The following is a 16,560-nucleotide window of genomic DNA, read 5'->3' on the forward strand; positions in this document are numbered from 1 at the left end:
TATGCGCCTCGGGATCAGTCGACGATCCGGGGACGATTGTCGATGCTCGTCGGGCCGGTCCTAGTGGATCCTGGGCAGGTCCTGGGGCTTGGGGGCGAGGCCGCTGGAGTAGGAGCCGGACCAGGCCATCACGTTGGCCACATAGGCCATCGAGTTGTTGTAGCGCAGGATCGCCTTCGACTGCTGCGAGAGGTCGCGCATGTTCAGGCCGCCGTCGCACAGGTAGCGGCCCGCGGTGAGGGCCGCGTCGAAGAGGTTCTGGGGGTCGGCGATGCCGTCGGCGTTGCCGTCGGCGGCGTAGCGGTGCCAGGTTTCGGGCAGGAACTGCATCGGGCCGATGGCGCGGTCGTAGCCGCCGAGGCCGTCGAGTTCGCCGCCGTCGCTGTCGTGGATGACATTGTTGCCGGACAGGCTGCCGTCGAGGACGGGTCCGTAGACCGCCTTGATCGGATTGCCCTGTGCGTCGGCCTTGCCGTAGGCGTGGGTGGATTCGACACGGCCGATGCCCGCCAGCAGCGACCAGGACATCCCGCAGTGCGGATTCTCCACGGCCAGTTGCTCTTCGGCGGTCTGATAGGCGGCGACCGCGATGCCCGGAATGCCCAGTGGGCCCGCGGGCATATCGGCGGAGACTCGATCGCCCGACAGCGCAACAGTTTTCACGACCGGCGTGGCCGAGGGGGACTGGCGCGCCTCCGCATGGGCGATCTCGGCCTGAGGCGCCGCGACGAGGTTGGACACAGCCTCCGGCTCGGCGCCGGGCAGCAGGTCGTGCTCGACAGCCGCGGTGGTGGTCGGGGTCGCCTCGGTGGTGGCCGCGGTAACGGCTACCAATCCAGCGGGGACCAAACCGGTCAGTGCGATGAGCGAGCTACGTCGAACCGTCGTAGCAGGCTGTTTCCGATGACGACCCACTGTGTGGTGCCCTCCTCAACCGTGTTGGATGAGAAGAGATTACCGCACCCGAGACCTTTTTGTTACCCCTCTGTGATGTGAGTTTCGGTTTGATTTCTACGGAGCCGGCGCGGGAGCGGGCGGCAGCGGGATGACGATGCCGAACGGCAGCGTGATGCCCGGCTGCTGGGTCGGCGCCACCGGCGCGGGCTCGGCGGGTACGGGTTCCTCGGCGGGCGCGACACCCGGTTCCGGTGTCTTCTCCGGGGTGGCGGGTGCGGGTGCCTCGGTGGGGGCGACGGCAGCCGGGGCGCACGCGGCGGGCTCGACGGCAGGCTGCGCGGGCGCGGCCGGATCCCGCGGTGCCGCGGCGCCGTAGGTCTGCTCGGCGGGTTGGACCGCGGGCTGCTGTGCGGGTTCGAGCGGGTTCGGCATCTGCGCGGGCAGCGGCTCGCTCGCGCAGACCTCGGGCGGTGCGACCGGCGCCGGGCAGAAGATCCCGCAGGGGATCGGGGGCAGTCCGGGCAGCGTGATCATCACCTGCGTCGGCGTGGTGGCCCGGGGCGTGGTCGCCGTCGTCGACGGCGGTGCCGTGGCGGACGGCGTGTTGGTCGAGGCGGCCAGCACATTGGGCGCCACCAGCGGAGCGCTGCCCGGCGGGATGATCTCCGGTGAGATGGGCACCTGGCTCGGTGCGCCGCCGGTCCGATAGGCGGCCGACCAGCTCAGCACATTGGCCGCGTAGGACATGGAGTTGTTGTAGCGCAGCACCGCTCGCAGTTCCTGGGCCGCCTCGCGCAGGTTCATGCCACCCGAACAGAGGTACTTGCCCGCGGCCAGCGCGGCATCGAAGACATTGTGCGGGTCCGACGCGCCGTCGCCGTTGCCGTCGGCGGCGTAGTGCACCCAGGTGCTCGGCAGGAACTGCATGGGACCGAGGGCGCGCACGAAACCGCCGTCGGCTTCCTTGATGATCTCGTTGCCGGGCAGCGTGCCGTCCAGCGCGGGCCCGAAGATCGGCGTCGTCGTCGTGCCCGCGGGGTCGGTGCGGCCGCTGCTGGCGTGCCCGGATTCGATCCGGCCGATGCCGGCGAGGAGGTTCCAGGTGAGACCGCACCCCGGCTGCGCGGTTTCCATGGCCAGCTCGGCATTGCGGTAGGCGGCGAGCACGATCTCCGGGATACCGAGCGCCCCGCTGCCCGCGGGCAGCGAAATGCTCTGTAGCGGCACGGTTCCCGCGAAGGGGGCGGCAGTGTTGGCGTTGAGTGCGCGCAACCTGCGCGGCGCCTCCTGCGCGATCGGCAGAAGACCGACGATCTCGGACGCATCGGTTTCCGCCGCGTCCTCGGTGGTGCTCGCCGTGGCGGCCAGCAGGGCCTCCGGCGCGGTCGGCGCGGTGCTCGGGTCGCTGGTGTGCACCCCCGAACCCGAGGCGACAAGACCTGCGACTACAAGGGCCGACATCGTTATCGGAGCAGAAATTCGCACGGCCACACCCTTTTCGTCGAAAAGCAGCGGCGCCGCAGAGTCCCCATCCGGCCCGCCCGGAACAACGTGATCCAGGTTACCTACCGGTCAGGAAGTTGTTGAGCATTTCCGGTCATGCGTCTGGAGCACCAGGCGAAATCGGGGCGGAAGAGGGCGTTTGACCGGAGGTTTTCTTGCGTACCGCTTTCCGCTTTTTGTCCGTCTTCGGCGCGCCGTCGGGTGTGGTGACCGTGTCTATGCGGTCGAGTACGTCCTTGATCTCTTCCAATTCCCGGCGCAGATAGTCGCGGGTGGCGACCTCGCCGACCGCCAGGCGCAGCGAGGCGAGCTCGCGAGCGAGGAACTCGGTGTCGGCCTTGGTCTGCGCGGCCCTGGTGCGGTCCTCTTCCAGCGAGACCTTGTCCCTGTTGTCCTGGCGGTTCTGCGCCAGCAGGATCAGCGGTGCGGCGTAGGCGGCCTGGGTGGAGAAGGCCAGGTTGAGCAGGATGAACGGATACGGGTCCCAGCGCAGCCACACCACGAACACGTTGAGCGCGATCCACACGATCACGATCACCGTCTGGATCGCCAGATAGCGGCCGGTGCCGAGGAACCGCGCCACCCGCTCGCTGGTGCGCGCGACGGCATCCGAGTCCCAGTCGAAACGCAGACGCGACCCGACCGGGGTTTCCAGCCGCTGCCTGGCCGGATTCTTCTCACTCACGCCGGACTCCTGTTCGCCAAGCTTGCTTCGACCTGGCCGAGCGCCGGTGGTTCTTCCTCACGCCAGTCCTCGGGCAGCAGATGGTCGAGGACATCGTCGACGGTCACCGCGCCGAGCAAATGGTTCTCCGCGTCGACCACCGGCCCACACACCAGGTTGTAGGTGGCGAAATAGCGGGTCACCGCCGAGAGCGGCAGATCGGGTGACAGCGGCGCCAGGTCACTGTCGACCATCCCGCCGACCAGGTGCGCCGGCGGTTCCCGCAGCAACTGCTGAATGTGTACACAGCCCAGGTAGCGGCCGGTCGGCGTCGCCGTGGGCGGCCGCACGACGAAGGCCATCGAGGCCAGCGCGGGCGTGAGGTCGGGGTCGCGGACCCTGGCCAGCGCCTCGGCGACGGTCGTCGCGGGACCGAGCACGATCGGTTTCGGCGTCATCAGGCCGCCCGCGGTGTCGGGGGAGTGCGTGAGCAACCGGCGCACGGGCTCGGATTCCTCGGGGTCCATCAGGGCGAGCAGCGATTCGGCTTCGCTCTCGGGCAGCTCGCCCAGCAGGTCGGCGGCGTCGTCGGGGTCCATCGCCTCCAGCACGTCGGCGGCGCGGCGCACCTCGAGATGACCGAGCAGGTCGACCTGGTCGACGTCGGGCAGTTCCTGCACCACGTCGGCGAGGCGTTCGTCGTCGAGGGCGATCGCCACCTCGATACGACGTTTCTCCGGCAGTTCGCGCAAGCGGTGCGCCACGTCGGCCGCGCGCAGTCCCTCGAACTGGGTGAGCAGGGTGGTCACATCCTGACCCGGCCGGTCCACCTCGGCCGGGGTGAGCCCGTCGACCTGCGACCACTCGACGACGTGCACCGAGCGCCTGCGCCCGATCCGCCGGTGCCCCCGCACCGCGACCCGGCTGACGATCCAATCCCGTGTTCTGGTCTGCTCGATGCCCAGGTCGGCGACGAGGACGTCGACGTCGGCCAGATCGGGCAGATCCGGGTCGTGCACGCGCACCTGCGAATCGACGAGCTGTGCCAGAGCGAGCAATTCGCCCGGGCGCTGGGCGAAGCGCCGTAGGCTCACCGTCCCGGTGTTGAGTGTGGCCATGCCAGGTTCGATCGCGGTGACTCGCAGCATCGGCACGAAAATCCTGCGCCGGGTGAGCAATTCGACGACGAGCCCGTGCACGCGGGGCGGCTGGCGCCCGTTGCGGACGGCGACGACCACATCGCGAACCCTGCCGATAGACTCCCCGTCCGGACCCAGCACCGTCAGGCCGGCGAGCCGGGCGACGTACACCCTGGTGGTTGCCATAACCATCAGGCTATCGGTCGGGTACGGCCGTTCGAACCAGGAGGCGCTCCTCATGAAGCCACGTCGGTCGGTACTCGCGGTGCCGGGAAGCAACCCGAAGATGATCGCCAAGGCCAAATCTCTGCCGGTGGACGAGGTGTTCCTCGATCTGGAGGATGCGGTCGCCCCCGGCGCCAAAGCCGCCGCGCGGGCCAATGTCGTCGCCGCGCTGAACGAACCGGGCTGGGGTTCGCAGCTGCGGGTGGTGCGGGTCAACGACTGGACCACCGAATGGACCTTCGCCGATGTGATCAGCGTGGTCGAGGGCGCGGGCAGTTGGCTCGACGCGATCCTGCTGCCCAAGGTCACCGATGCCGGGCAGGTGCGAGCCCTGGACCTGTTGCTGACCCAGGTGGAGAAGGCGAGCGGTCTCGAGGTCGGGCGGATCGGCATCGAACCGCAACTGGAGAACGCGCTGGGCCTGCGCAATATCGATGCCATCGCCACCGCGAGCCCGCGCGTGCAGGCGCTGGTGTTCGGGCCCGCCGATTTCATGGCCAGCATCAATATGCGCACGCTGGTGGTCGGCGAGCAGCCCGAAGGCTACGACGTCGGCGATGCCTACCACCACATCCTGATGACGATCCTGCTCGCCGCCCGCGCGCACGGCCTGCAGGCGATCGACGGGCCGTACCTGCAGATTCGCGATGTGGACGGGTTCCGCCGCGCCGCGGGGCGAACGGCCGCACTGGGTTTCGACGGCAAGTGGGTGCTGCACCCGGGCCAGATCGATGCCGCCAACGAGATCTTCAGCCCACGTCAGGCCGACTACGACCGCGCCGAACTGATCTTGGAGGCCTACGCCTTCCATACCTCGGAGGCAGGCGGCGCGCGTGGCGCTGTCATGTTGGGGGATGAGATGATCGACGAGGCCAGCGCCAAAATGGCTCGAGTCGTCGCCGACAAGGGCCGCGCTGCGGGAATGACGAGGACCGAGCAACCGCGATGACGCGTTTCACTGCGGCACAGTCGGTCGACGAATAGCAGAATAGGACTATGACGAATCCCTTGGGCAACTCGAATCGCGGGCGGCAGGCGTTGCCGACGCCGCCGTCGGGCTGGCCGGTCGGCTCGTATCCCACCTACGCGGAGGCGCAGCGCGCGGTCGACTATCTGGCCGACGGGCAGTTCCCGGTGCAGGACGTGACCATCGTCGGCGTCGATCTGATGCAGGTCGAGCGGGTGCTCTACCGGCTCACGTGGGGCAAGGTCATCGGCGGCGGCGTGGTGTCGGGCGCGTGGCTCGGCCTGTTCCTCGGTCTGCTGCTGAGCCTGTTCACCACCACCGGCGGTGCGCTCGGACCGCTCGTGGTCGGTCTGCTCGGCGGCATCGTCTTCGGTGTCATCACCACCTCCATCCCGTACGCGGCCACCAAGGGCCAGCGCGATTTCGCCTCGACCATGCAGTTGGTCGCGGGGCGTTACGACGTGCTGTGTGATCCGAAGTCCGCCGAACAAGCCCGCGACATGCTCGCTCGATTGGCCCTGTAGCGCGATGGACGTAGAGAACACGGTCCGCGCCGCGGTGCTGGATCACTTCGACGTCGAACGCGCCCAGGTCGATTCGGCCTCGCTCACCTTCCTCGGACTGGAACCGGTGGAGATCCTGCGCATCCCCGGCGACGGCGCGGTCCACTACGCGACACTGGGCGGTTCCCGTCATCCGATGGGCGATCCGACCGATCTGCTGGCCGACCCGGTGCGCGGACCACGCGCGGAACTGATCCTGACGCTGTTGATGAGCGCCGACCCGCAGGTGGGGGTGGCCAAATCCCTCGGTGTCCTCGTCGCCTCCCCGTCGGTGGAAGGTGTTGTGCTGCAAGCGGACGCGCTGCTCGACCTCGGAAAACCGCTGTGGCGCAACGCGAAGTTCACCGCGGTGGTGCTGGGCGACAGCGACATTCCCGCCATCCCGCTGCCCGACCCGGCCGACCCGGTGCGCTACCTCAGCGTGACCCCGGTGACCGCGACCGAGGCCGCCTGGGTGCGGGTGCGCGGCGCCCAAGCGCTCCGCGATGCCTGGGCCGAGGCCGGTATCGACGTGCGTGATCCCGAACGCGGTGCGGTGAATCTCTAGAGCCACTCGTTGCGGCGGAAACTGCGGAACAACAGCGCGCACAGCGTCGCCATGATCACCAGCACGGCGGGATAGGCCCACGGCTGGTGCAGTTCCCACATGTAGTCGAAGTTCATGCCGTAGACGCCCGCGATCATCGTCGGCACGGCCGCCATCGCGGCGTAGGCCGAGATCTTGCGCATGTCGGTGTTCTGCTGGACGCTGATCTTGGCCAGGGCCGCGTTGACCAGCGCGTTGAGCGACTCGTCGAAGTAGGTGATGTGCTCGGAGACGCTGGTGTGGTGATCGGCGACGTCGCGCAGATAGCGACGGATCTCCTTGGGTAGCGGCAGGCCCTGGTTGTGTACCAGTTGCTGCAGCGGTATCCCGAGCGGCCCGACGGCCCGGCGCAGTTCGACGACTTCGCGTTTGAGTTGATAGATCGATGCGATGCCGACCTTCGACGCCGGCGTGAACACCGCCTCTTCCATCTCGTCGATGTCGTCTTCCACCGATTCGGACACCTCGACGTAGGAGTCGACCACGTGGTCGGCGACCGCGTGCAGCACCGCGCACGGGCCGAGCCGCAACTGGTCGGGTTTTCCCTCCAGTTCCCGGCGTACGCCCGCGAGGCCCGTGTGGTCGCCGTGGCGAACGGTGATCGCGAAGTGTGGGCCGGTGAAGACCATGATGTCGCCGGTCTCGACGATCTCGCTGATGGCATGGATATCGTGCTCGACATAGCTGACGGTGCGCATGACCAGGAACAGGGTGTCGTCGTAACGCTCCAGCTTGGGCCGTTGTCGGCCCTGCACAGCGTCTTCCACCGCGAGGGTGTGCAGGTCGAAGATCCTGGCGATCTCGTTCATCTGGGTCTCGTCGGGATCGTGCAGGCCGACCCAGACGAAGCCGGATGCGCTCTTGCTCGCTGCCTCGAGCGCCTGGGTCGGGGTGAAATGTCCGCGCGAGCGTTCACCGTCGATGTAGACGCCGCAATCGACGATGGCGCGCGCGGTCGGAACTGCGATCCGCGGCAGCGGATTCGCGGCCCGGCCCGGTCCACGAAACGAGGGCATCGGCGGTAGGGATGGCACCAGCGCGATCCTACGGCCACCGCCCGACTCGGCGGACGACCGTACGCGAGCCGAGACCGCACTGTAAGACTGAGAGTGTGCGCATCGACCTGCATACCCATTCCACCGCCTCCGACGGCACCGACACCCCCGCCGAACTGGTGCGGCATGCCGCGGCGGCCGGTCTCGACGTCGTCGCGATCACCGACCACGACACCACCGGCGGCTGGGCCGAGGCCGAGGCGGCGCGTCCGCCCGGGCTCACGCTGGTGCGTGGCATGGAGATGTCGTGTACCGGCGTGGGGGAGGACGGGTATCCGGTGCCGGTACACCTGCTGGCCTATCTGTTCGACCCCACCGACCGCGGTTTCGCCGAGGAACGCGAGCGGTTGCGCGGTGAGCGGGTAGCCAGGGTGCGGGCGATGGCCGAGAAGATGGCGGCCGACGGTCTGCCGATCGATCCCGACGCCGTGATGGCGACCGCGGGTCCGGCGGTGGGCAGGCCGCATCTGGCGCAGGTGTTGGTCGCGGCCGGGGTGGTCGAGAGTGTGAACGCCGCGTTCATCGACCTGCTCGCTCCGCACGGGCCGTACTACGCCGAGAAGGCCGATACCCCGCTGGCCAGGGCCGTGCGGTTGATCGCCGACGCGGGCGGGGTCAGCGTGATCGCCCATGCCCGCGCGCGCAAGCGGGGCAGGCTGTTGGCGCTCGACGAGATCAGGGCGCTGGCCGGGGTGGGCCTCGGCGGGCTCGAGATCGACCACCCGGATCACAGTGACGCCGATCGCCTTGTGCTGACCGAACTCTCGCGCGAGCTGGGCCTGGTTCGCACCGGCTCGTCGGACTATCACGGCAGCAACAAGACCATCGAGATCGGCGCGTGTGCCACCGACCCCGACCAATACGAGGCCCTCATCGACAAGGCGAGCGGAACACCGGTGATCGCCCCGTGACGGCGGCGCGCACGGTCAGCGGCGTCGTCGCGGGCGGGGTGCTCGTTCTGTTGTGCGTGGTCGTCGGCGCGGCGGTGATCGGCGCGCGTCGCGACTTTCCCGGGCCGGGCGCTGTCTCGCTGACCTGGCATGTCGTGGCCGCGGTGGTGGTGGTCGTGGCGCAGGTCTTCGCCGATCGACGCCGTGGGATGGCGGCGCTGGCCGGCTCCACAGCGGTCTTGGTCACGGCCGGTGTACTGCTTTGGACACAATGGTGGGGTTGACCCCCGCGTAATGGTTGCGGACGGGTGAACTGTGCCCGAATATTTCTCTTTGTGACCAGCATCGAAACCGACGTTGTGATCCTCGGAGGCGGACCCGCCGGGCTCTGGGCCGCCCTCTCGGCCGCGGCGACGGGCGCGCGGGTGGTGCTGGTCGACAAGAGTCGCTGCGGTTCCAGCGGCCCCACCGTGTACGGCACCACCGTGCTCTGGGATATCCCGCCAGGTCCCGGCCGCGCCGAGGCGGTCGAGAAGGCATTCGCGGCCGGTGGCGGTCTCGGTGACCGGGCCTGGCTGCACCGCGTGATCGAGGAGACCCACCGGCGGTTGCAGACCTGGTCGGGTACCCGGCACCGCGTGCCCGACCCGAGTGGCGACCCGGCGCACGTGCACTTCGACGGCGCCAGCTACCTGCGCCGACTGCGCCGTGGCGCGCTGGAGGCGGGGGTGCGCATCCTCGATCACCATCCGGCGATGCAACTGCTCGTCGACCCGGCGGGCACGGTTGTCGGGGCGGCGGGGATCCAGCGTCACAACAAGTTTCGACCCTGGACCGTCAGGGCCGGTGCGGTCGTGGTCGCCACCGGTGGCTGCGCCTTCCTGTCCGGCGGTGCGGGCACCGAGGTGAGCACCGGCGAAGGACTGCTGATGGCGGCCGAGGCGGGTGCCGAACTGTGCGGGATGGAGTTCTCCAGCGCTTATGGGCTGGCACCGGTGCTGTCGCGAGTGCGCCCGCATCCGGCGGTCGCGCCCGGTCTATCGGTGCATTTCGCGGCCCTCTACGACGAAGCGGGCGCCGAACTGCCCGACCGCTATCGCGCGGCGCTCACCGCCATCGCCGACGGTCGGCAGGTCTTCGCCGCCCTGCACGAAGTGCCCGACACGGTTCGGCACTGGCTGAGCAGGCACGGCGCGGTCGATGCCGCGGGGCGGGTCCCGGTGCGGGCCGTGCTGGAGGGAACCATTCGCGGCGCGGGTGGGCTGGCGTTGGCGGGCCCGGATTGCTCGACGACGATCCGCGGGCTGTTCGGTGCGGGCGATGTGACCGGCAGGCAGGTGGTCACCGGGGCGGCGGGCGCAGGCGGCGGCCTCAACGGTGCGTGGGCCCTTGCCTCGGGGAGTTGGGCGGGCCGGGGAGCCGCCGCGTTCGCGCTCGCCAACGAGCGGGCGAGCAGCGCACGGCTCGTACCCGGCGCGGGCCTCGGCCCCCATGCCCACATCGACCCGCGCTCGGTGGTGGGACTGGTGCAGGAACACACGTTGCCGTTGCGCCGCAGCTACCGGCGCAGCGCGGGCAGCCTCGGCGACAGCATCGCCGAGCTGGACGCCATGTGGCCCGGCGCGGAGTTCGACCTCGGCGGCCTCGGCCTCGGCGGGTTGCGGGCCCGCCAGGCCGCGGCCTTGCTGGCCGTCGCCCGGTGGGCGGGCTACAGCGCGCTGGTGCGCACCGAGAGCCGCGGCATCCACCGGCGCATCGACCATCCCGCCGCGCGTTCGGACTGGCTGGTCCGGTTGCGCTGTGGCGGGCTCGACGAGGTGTGGGTGCGCCGCGAGGAAGGACCGCGGCCTCTCGGCGGCGAGCTCACCGCGGCCACCCCCGCCACGGTGTGAAAGTTCACCGGATGTTCCCGCTGCGCTGCGAGTTTTCGCTTACGCCACGGCAATTCGCCGCGACTACGCTCGACCCATGATGCGGTTTGGCAATCGACGCACCGTGCTGGCAGAATGTTGCGGATTCCCTTCCCTTGCCACCGCCGGGTTCGGGGACATCGGTGACCTTCCGCCGTGCGACGCACCGTCGCAGCGTTGGTCGACCCGTTTTGCTCGCCCGGACGTACCCGTCCGGTTCCGCTCGGCGGATCAGTGCCGCGCCACGTGTACCGGTTGCCACCGCGAAACGCGTGCGGTCGCGCATTCGATGAGCGTGGTAGCGATCCAGCGTCGTAGAAACCCGTATCCCAGAAATCCGTAGTTCCGATTTACCCGGCGGTAACCGTCCCCCGGTTGAGCCCGACTCGAGCAGGAGTGAAATCGTGTCACCTGTGACTGACGCACCGAATGCCACCGCGGCGCCCAAGGCCGATGACGCAGCGAGCCTAGCTGCCATCACCAACGACGAGATCTTCGCGGGCCACCTCGGCGGCAAGCTGTCGGTCGAGCTGAGCGCCCCCCTCGAGACCCAGCGCGATCTGTCCATCGCCTACACCCCCGGTGTCGCCCAGGTCAGCCGGGCGATCGCCGAGGACCCCGCGCTCACCAAGCGCTACACCTGGACCGACCGTCTCGTGGTCGTGGTCAGCGACGGCACCGCCGTGCTCGGCCTCGGCGACATCGGCCCCCGTGCCTCGCTGCCCGTGATGGAGGGCAAGGCCGCGCTGTTCAAGAAGTTCGCGGGCCTGAACTCGATCCCGCTGGTGCTCGACACCACCGACCCCGACGAGATCGTGCAGACGCTGATCCACCTGCGTCCGAGCTTCGGCGCGGTGAACCTCGAGGACATCTCCGCCCCGCGCTGCTTCGAGATCGAACGCCGCGTCATCGAGGCGCTCGACTGCCCGGTCATGCACGACGACCAGCACGGCACCGCCATCGTGGTGCTGGCCGCGCTCAAGGGTGCGGCCGCGGTGCAGGGCCGTGACATGTCCGCGCTCAAGGTCGTCGTCTCCGGCGCCGGCGCGGCCGGTGTGGCCTGCGCGAACATCCTGCTCGCCGCCGGTGTGCCCGACGTGGTCGTGCTCGACTCCAAGGGCATCGTCAGCGCCGGTCGCGACGGTCTCAACGGGGTGAAGGCCGACCTGGCCGCCCGCTCCAACCCGCGTGGCCTGACCGGTGGTCCGGCCGACGCGCTCGCCGGCGCCGATGTGTTCCTCGGCCTGTCCGCGGGCACGATCCCCGAAGAGCTCATCGCCTCGATGGCGCCGGAGGCGATCGTGTTCGCCATGTCCAACCCGGACCCGGAGATCCACCCCGACGTGGCCGCCAAGTACGTGGCGATCGTGGCGACGGGCCGCAGCGACTTCCCGAACCAGATCAACAATGTGCTCGCCTTCCCCGGCGTGTTCAAGGGTGCGCTCGACGCCGGTGCCCGCCGGATCACCGAGGGCATGAAGGTCGCCGCCGCGAACGCCATCTTCGGTGTCGTCGCCGGCGAGCTCGCTGTCGACAAGATCATCCCGAGCCCGCTCGATCCGCGCGTCGCTCCGGCGGTGGCCGAGGCCGTCGCCGAAGCCGCGCGCGCCGAGGGCGTCGCCTAGTTTCTGCTCACACAGCGCCCTCGTTCCCACCGGAACGGGGGCGCTGTGTCGTTGTCTGGGATCATCGAACGATGACCACCATCACCGTGCAGCTTCCCGATGATGTCGCCGAGCAGCTCGCGGCCGACGCGGCGGCAGCGGGCGTTTCGGTGAATGTGGTGATGGTGCAGGCGGCGCAGGAGTGGATTCACGCCAACGCCCAGCGCGCCAGGGAACGCGCCAGGATGCAGCAGGTGCTGGCCGACGACCCGCACCTGCGGGCGCTACTCGGTGACGACTGAGATGCGGGTGGGGTCGGCCGCGGTGCGCGCGAGCCGACCGGTGCCCGGCACGCTCGCCCACACCGCGACCGCCAGAATCCCGTCGAGCGCGAGGGCGAGCAGCGCCACCAGCAGCGCGCCGACCAGTACCAGGTCGTAGCGGTAGAGCCCGAGTCCGTCGAAGATGTATCGGCCCAGACCGCCGAGGTTGACGTAGGCCGCGATGGTCGCCGTCGCGACGACCTGCAAGGTGGCACCGCGCAATCCGCCGAGCAGCACCGGCATCGCGTTGGGCACCTCGACCCGGAACAGGATCTGGCGCTCCGTCATCCCCATCGCCCGCGACGCGTCGACCACATCGGCGGGCACATTCGCGATCCCCGCGTAGGCTCCGGCCAGCAGTGGCGGGATGCCGACGGTGATCAGGGCCAGCAGTGGCGGGATCAGCCCGAGTCCGAGTCCGAGTACCAGAAACGTGAGCAGTCCCAGCGTCGGCAGCGCTCGCATCGCGTTGGCGAAGCCGACCATCACCGCGCTGCCGCGGCGCGTGTGCCCGACGATCAACCCGAGCGGCACGGCGATCACCGCCGACAACGCCACCGTCAGAAAGCTGTACCAGAGGTGTTGCAGCAGGCGATGTTCGATGCCGGTGGGCCCGCCCCAGTTCGCGCCGTCGCTCAGATAGTTCCAGGCGTCGAGGAAAAGGTTCACGATCGTGCCCCTTTCACCCTCGGATCGGCGCGGGTCCACGGGGTGGCGAGGGTGCCGAGCAGCAACACCAGCCGATCGAAGATCAGCGCAAGTACCAGGGTGACGATGATGCCCGCGACGATCTGGTCGGGGTAGTCACGCTGATAACCCTGTGTGAACAGCTTGCCGAGTCCGCCGACTCCGATCAGCGCACCCACCGACACCATCGCGATATTGGTGACCACCACCACGCGCAACGACGCGGTGAAAACCGGCAGCGCCAACGGCATATCGACCGTGACAGTGCGGCGGAACCGCCCGAAGCCGATCGCGTCGGCGGCATCGATCACGTCGGCGGGCACCGTGTCCAGTGCCGTCGGCACCGCGATCAGCAGTAGCGCGGTCGAGTAGACGGTGAGCGCGATGATCACATTGAGCGGGTCGATCATCGAGATGCCGATCAGCGGCGGGATGATCACGAACAGCGCGAGCGAGGGAATGGTGTAGGCCACACTCGACACCGTGGTGGTGACCCTTCTGGCCCACCGGTTTCCGCGCGCCAGCGCGCCGATCGGCACCGCGATCACCAGACCGAGCAGCAGGGGAACCAGCGCGAGCATCAGGTGCGTGCGGGTGATCGCCATGATGTCGGCGAAATTGTCGATCAGATATCTCACGACGTGCCCTGGGTGAAGAACTCCTGATTGCGTTCGGAGTCTTCGGTTGCCCGCTGTTCGGCGAGTTGAGTCAGCACGTCGGTGGCGAGCAGTCCGCCGCGCACCGCTCCCGTCTCGTCGACGGCGACGCCGACACCCGAGGGTGAGGAGATCGCCGCGTCCAGCGCCTGACGGAGGTCGCCGTCCGGCATGAACAGTGAACCACCGGCGGAAACGCTGGAGTCCAGGGGTTTTCCGGCGCGTACTCGCTCCACACCGGTCACGTCGATCCAGCCGCCCGGCTTGCCGAGCGCGTCGACCACGAGTGCCCATTCGCCCTGGGTGAGCCGCAATCCGGCGATATCAGCCGGTTCGATCGTGCGAATCGGCGCCAGCGCGACAGCGTCGGCGCTGCGGAACGACAGTCCCCGATAGCCACGATCGCGGCCGACGAAACCCGCGACGAAATCCGTTGCGGGCTGGGCCAATACGTGTTCCGGGGTGTCGTACTGCTGCAACACCCCGCCGCGCCCGAACACCGCGATCTTGTCACCGAGGATGATCGCCTCGTCGATATCGTGGGTGACGAACACGATCGTCTTGTTCAGCTCCGCTTGCAGCCGCTGCATCTCCGACTGCAGTTCCGCCCGCACCACCGGGTCGACCGCGCTGAACGGCTCGTCCATCAACAGCACCGGCGGGTCCGCGGCCAGTGCCCGCGCCACACCGACGCGTTGCTGCTGGCCGCCGGACAGTTGCGCCGGATACCGCTCGGCCAGGCCGCGATCCAACCCCACCCGGTCCATGACGTCCAGCGCGGCCGCGCGGGCGGCCTTGCGTGATTGCCCGAGCAATATCGGCACGGTCGCCACATTGTCGATCACCTTGCGGTTGGGCAGCAGCCCACCGCTCTGGATCACATAGCCGATCCCGAGGCGCAACTTCACCGGATCGACCGTGTCGATATCGCGTCCGTCGATGGTGATGGTGCCCGCGGTGGGGTCGACCATCCTGTTGATCATGCGCATCGAGGTGGTCTTGCCGCAGCCGGACGGTCCGACGAAGACGGTGAACGAGCCCGAGTCGATGTGTAGGTTCAGATCGCGCACCGCGTGGGTGCCGTTCGGATAGGTCTTGTCGATGCCGCGAAAGATGATGTCGGACAACGGGGCTCCTGCCGATTAACCGATGGGGGTGTTCAGCCCTTTCGCGGTGATCCAGGCCAGCGCGGCGGCCTTCGGTTCGATCTTGCTCTCACCCGACACCGCCGTGTTCAGCGAGATCAGTTCGCTGGTGGTCAGTTTGGCCGAGACCGCGTCGAGCACGGCGACGGCCTTGTCGGTCTTCTTCGCGGCATTGAACAGCGGCACCACGTTCTGCGCCGCGAAGTTGTTCTTCGGATCGGCGAGTACGACCAGGTCGTTCTCCGCGATCGCCTGCGAGGTGGTGAAGATGTCGGCCGCGTTCACCTGGCCTTCGACCAGCGCGCGCACCGTCGCCGGACCGCCACCGTCGGCGATCGGCACGAAGTTGGCCTCGCTGATATCGAGGCCGTAGGTCTTCTTCAAGCCCGGCAGGCCACCCGGGCGCTGCGCGAACTCGGCCATCCCGCCGAATTTCACCTCGGCCGAGTGCGGTGCGAGATCTTCGATGGACTTCAGACCCCACTTGTCGGCCGTCGCGCGGGTGACGACCACCGCGTCGGAATCCTGGCCGGGGGCAGGCGTCGCGATGGCCAGATCCTCGCCGAGGGCCTCGGTGAGCGCGGCGTTCACCTCGGGCGCGGCGGTGGCGGTGGCGTCTTTGTCGAGGTATTGCAGCAGGTTGCCGGTGTATTCCGGGATCAGCGAGATCGCGCACTGGCGCAGCGCGGGGATATAGGCCTCGCGCGAGCCGATGTCGAACTTGGTGTCCACGTTGAAGCCGTTGATCCGCAACACCTCGGTGTAGATGTTGGCGACGGTCTCGGACTCGGGGAAGTTGGCGGACCCGACGATCAACGCGTCGCTCGTGCAATCGCCCTTGGCGGCGAGCGGATCGGTGTTGCCGCACGCGGAGACGATCATGGCGGCGGCCAGCGCCACCGCGGCGACCAGTACCCGGCCCGCCCGCACTGCGAGGCGGCGTGCCGGTCGACGTTGTCCTGGCGATGAGGAGGCGAAGGCGGTTTTCACTGGTGTCCTTCCGGCAAAGGCGGGCAGTGCGCTGTTCGTGCGACCCGAGGGCCACAGGTACATTCTGGTAGTTCATACTGCCCGCCGTCGGGCCGAATTGCGCGGGTTGACGGCAAATACCGAAAGTTGGTGTCGCCGGATGCACTCGGTCGCCGTGCGCAGAACCGCCGCCGCGATCCTGGCCGCCACCTGCGCCTTCACCACCATTTCCTGCGCCGGCGACGATGCGCGTCCGGCGGTCGCGGTGGGCGCGGATTCCTCCACCGAATCGGTGCTGCTCGCCGAGATCTACTCCCAGGCGCTGGCCCGCACGGGCACCGAGACGACAGTGGTGACCGGATTGACCGCCCCGCTGGTCGATCTCGACGCGGGCCGAATCTCGGTCCTTGCGGCCCGCAACGGCGCACTGCTGGACCGTTGGCACCCGTCCTCTCCCGCGCGCACACCGGGCGAAGTCGCCGCGGCTGTCAATGCCGCACTACCGCAGGGTCTTTCGGTCACCGACGCGGCCGATGGCACCGACCTGCGCCCCCGCGACGCCCTGCCCGACCCCGACTACACGATCCGCGCCCAGAACGTTCTCGCCCTCTACCGCACCGGCATTTTCAACCGTCAGCAGTTGAAGAAGCTCAATTACGTAGCGGGCGAACTGACCACCGAGGAACTGGTCGAGTCGATCCGCCGGGTCGACAGCGGCACCCGCCCCGCCGACGTGGCCAGATCATGGCTGGACGCGCACAGCCTGTAGCGCGGGTC

At 68.8% G+C, this 16,560-nt stretch carries 18 protein-coding genes; 9 read left to right on the plus strand and 9 right to left on the minus strand.

Going from position 1 to position 16,560, the window contains the following annotated elements:
- Nucleotides 1-60 precede the first annotated feature (60 nt).
- The 4 genes from ACFWUR_RS16350 to ACFWUR_RS16365 all read right to left on the minus strand — a co-directional run bounded on the left by ACFWUR_RS16350 (nt 61) and on the right by ACFWUR_RS16365 (nt 4,389).
- Entirely contained in the window at nt 61-915 is an 855-nt protein-coding gene (locus tag ACFWUR_RS16350; RefSeq protein WP_378907636.1) for a lytic transglycosylase domain-containing protein, read from the minus strand.
- A 96-nt stretch (nt 916-1,011) separates the two neighbouring features.
- Complete coding sequence (locus tag ACFWUR_RS16355; protein ID WP_378907639.1) at nt 1,012-2,382, minus strand: lytic murein transglycosylase; 1,371 nt, start codon at nt 2,380-2,382, stop codon at nt 1,012-1,014.
- A 112-nt stretch (nt 2,383-2,494) separates the two neighbouring features.
- Nucleotides 2,495-3,085 (minus strand): DUF1003 domain-containing protein, encoded by a 591-nt coding sequence (locus ACFWUR_RS16360; RefSeq protein WP_378907642.1) that lies wholly within the window; start codon nt 3,083-3,085, stop codon nt 2,495-2,497.
- Nucleotides 3,082-4,389, minus strand: a complete 1,308-nt coding sequence (locus ACFWUR_RS16365; RefSeq protein ID WP_378907645.1) for a magnesium transporter MgtE N-terminal domain-containing protein — start codon at nt 4,387-4,389, stop codon at nt 3,082-3,084. The genes ACFWUR_RS16360 and ACFWUR_RS16365 overlap by 4 nt, the downstream gene beginning before the upstream one ends.
- Before the next feature lie 52 nt (nt 4,390-4,441).
- Here ACFWUR_RS16365 and ACFWUR_RS16370 point away from each other — a divergent pair, with 52 nt between their 5' ends.
- From ACFWUR_RS16370 to ACFWUR_RS16380, 3 genes are read left to right on the plus strand one after another with little or no spacing between them, the layout of a single operon-like run.
- The gene (locus tag ACFWUR_RS16370) at nt 4,442-5,377 is read left to right on the plus strand and encodes an HpcH/HpaI aldolase/citrate lyase family protein (RefSeq protein WP_378907647.1); all 936 of its coding nucleotides are present in this window, start codon (nt 4,442-4,444) and stop codon (nt 5,375-5,377) included.
- A 47-nt stretch (nt 5,378-5,424) separates the two neighbouring features.
- Nucleotides 5,425-5,919: a general stress protein gene (locus tag ACFWUR_RS16375; protein ID WP_056813349.1), complete on the plus strand. Its 495-nt coding sequence runs from the start codon at nt 5,425-5,427 to the stop codon at nt 5,917-5,919.
- A gap of 4 nt (nt 5,920-5,923) precedes the next feature.
- On the plus strand, nt 5,924-6,505 hold the full coding sequence (locus tag ACFWUR_RS16380; protein WP_378907649.1) for a suppressor of fused domain protein: 582 nt from the start codon (nt 5,924-5,926) through the stop codon (nt 6,503-6,505).
- Here the strand turns inward: ACFWUR_RS16380 and ACFWUR_RS16385 are convergent.
- On the minus strand, nt 6,502-7,587 hold the full coding sequence (locus tag ACFWUR_RS16385) for a magnesium and cobalt transport protein CorA (protein ID WP_378908006.1): 1,086 nt from the start codon (nt 7,585-7,587) through the stop codon (nt 6,502-6,504). The two genes, ACFWUR_RS16380 and ACFWUR_RS16385, sit on opposite strands and share 4 nt — an antisense overlap.
- A 68-nt stretch (nt 7,588-7,655) precedes the next feature.
- On the opposite strand from ACFWUR_RS16385, the gene ACFWUR_RS16390 reads away from it, so the two are divergent.
- From ACFWUR_RS16390 to ACFWUR_RS16410, 5 genes are all read left to right on the plus strand, one after another.
- Entirely contained in the window at nt 7,656-8,510 is an 855-nt protein-coding gene (locus ACFWUR_RS16390) for a PHP domain-containing protein (protein ID WP_378907652.1), read from the plus strand.
- Nucleotides 8,507-8,773 carry a hypothetical protein gene (locus tag ACFWUR_RS16395; RefSeq protein ID WP_378907655.1) on the plus strand — a complete coding sequence of 89 codons (267 nt, stop codon included), beginning with the start codon at nt 8,507-8,509 and terminating at the stop codon, nt 8,771-8,773. Before ACFWUR_RS16390 ends, ACFWUR_RS16395 begins: the two co-directional genes overlap by 4 nt.
- 51 nt (nt 8,774-8,824) lie before the next feature.
- Nucleotides 8,825-10,381, plus strand: coding sequence for an FAD-binding protein (locus tag ACFWUR_RS16400; RefSeq protein ID WP_378907658.1), 1,557 nt, complete (start codon nt 8,825-8,827; stop codon nt 10,379-10,381).
- 422 nt (nt 10,382-10,803) lie between these two features.
- Nucleotides 10,804-12,024 carry an NADP-dependent malic enzyme gene (locus ACFWUR_RS16405; protein ID WP_378907661.1) on the plus strand — a complete coding sequence of 407 codons (1,221 nt, stop codon included), beginning with the start codon at nt 10,804-10,806 and terminating at the stop codon, nt 12,022-12,024.
- 71 nt (nt 12,025-12,095) lie between these two features.
- Nucleotides 12,096-12,305, plus strand: a complete 210-nt coding sequence (locus tag ACFWUR_RS16410; protein ID WP_378907664.1) for a ribbon-helix-helix protein, CopG family — start codon at nt 12,096-12,098, stop codon at nt 12,303-12,305.
- On the opposite strand, the gene ACFWUR_RS16415 is transcribed toward ACFWUR_RS16410, so the two are convergent.
- From ACFWUR_RS16415 to ACFWUR_RS16430, 4 genes are read right to left on the minus strand one after another with little or no spacing between them, the layout of a single operon-like run.
- Nucleotides 12,288-12,995: an ABC transporter permease gene (locus ACFWUR_RS16415; RefSeq protein WP_378907666.1), complete on the minus strand. Its 708-nt coding sequence runs from the start codon at nt 12,993-12,995 to the stop codon at nt 12,288-12,290. The two genes, ACFWUR_RS16410 and ACFWUR_RS16415, sit on opposite strands and share 18 nt — an antisense overlap.
- Nucleotides 12,992-13,651, minus strand: coding sequence for an ABC transporter permease (locus ACFWUR_RS16420; protein WP_378907668.1), 660 nt, complete (start codon nt 13,649-13,651; stop codon nt 12,992-12,994). Before ACFWUR_RS16420 ends, ACFWUR_RS16415 begins: the two co-directional genes overlap by 4 nt.
- Nucleotides 13,648-14,796, minus strand: coding sequence for an ABC transporter ATP-binding protein (locus ACFWUR_RS16425; RefSeq protein ID WP_378907669.1), 1,149 nt, complete (start codon nt 14,794-14,796; stop codon nt 13,648-13,650). The genes ACFWUR_RS16420 and ACFWUR_RS16425 overlap by 4 nt, the downstream gene beginning before the upstream one ends.
- 15 nt (nt 14,797-14,811) lie before the next feature.
- Entirely contained in the window at nt 14,812-15,696 is an 885-nt protein-coding gene (locus tag ACFWUR_RS16430; RefSeq protein ID WP_378908008.1) for an ABC transporter substrate-binding protein, read from the minus strand.
- 262 nt (nt 15,697-15,958) lie between these two features.
- Here ACFWUR_RS16430 and ACFWUR_RS16435 point away from each other — a divergent pair, with 262 nt between their 5' ends.
- Nucleotides 15,959-16,552: a hypothetical protein gene (locus ACFWUR_RS16435; RefSeq protein ID WP_378907670.1), complete on the plus strand. Its 594-nt coding sequence runs from the start codon at nt 15,959-15,961 to the stop codon at nt 16,550-16,552.
- The last annotated feature ends 8 nt before the right edge of the window (nt 16,553-16,560 follow it).

The sequence above is a fragment of the Nocardia sp. NPDC058633 genome, from assembly GCF_042717045.1.
Classification (GTDB): Bacteria; Actinomycetota; Actinomycetes; order Mycobacteriales; family Mycobacteriaceae; genus Nocardia.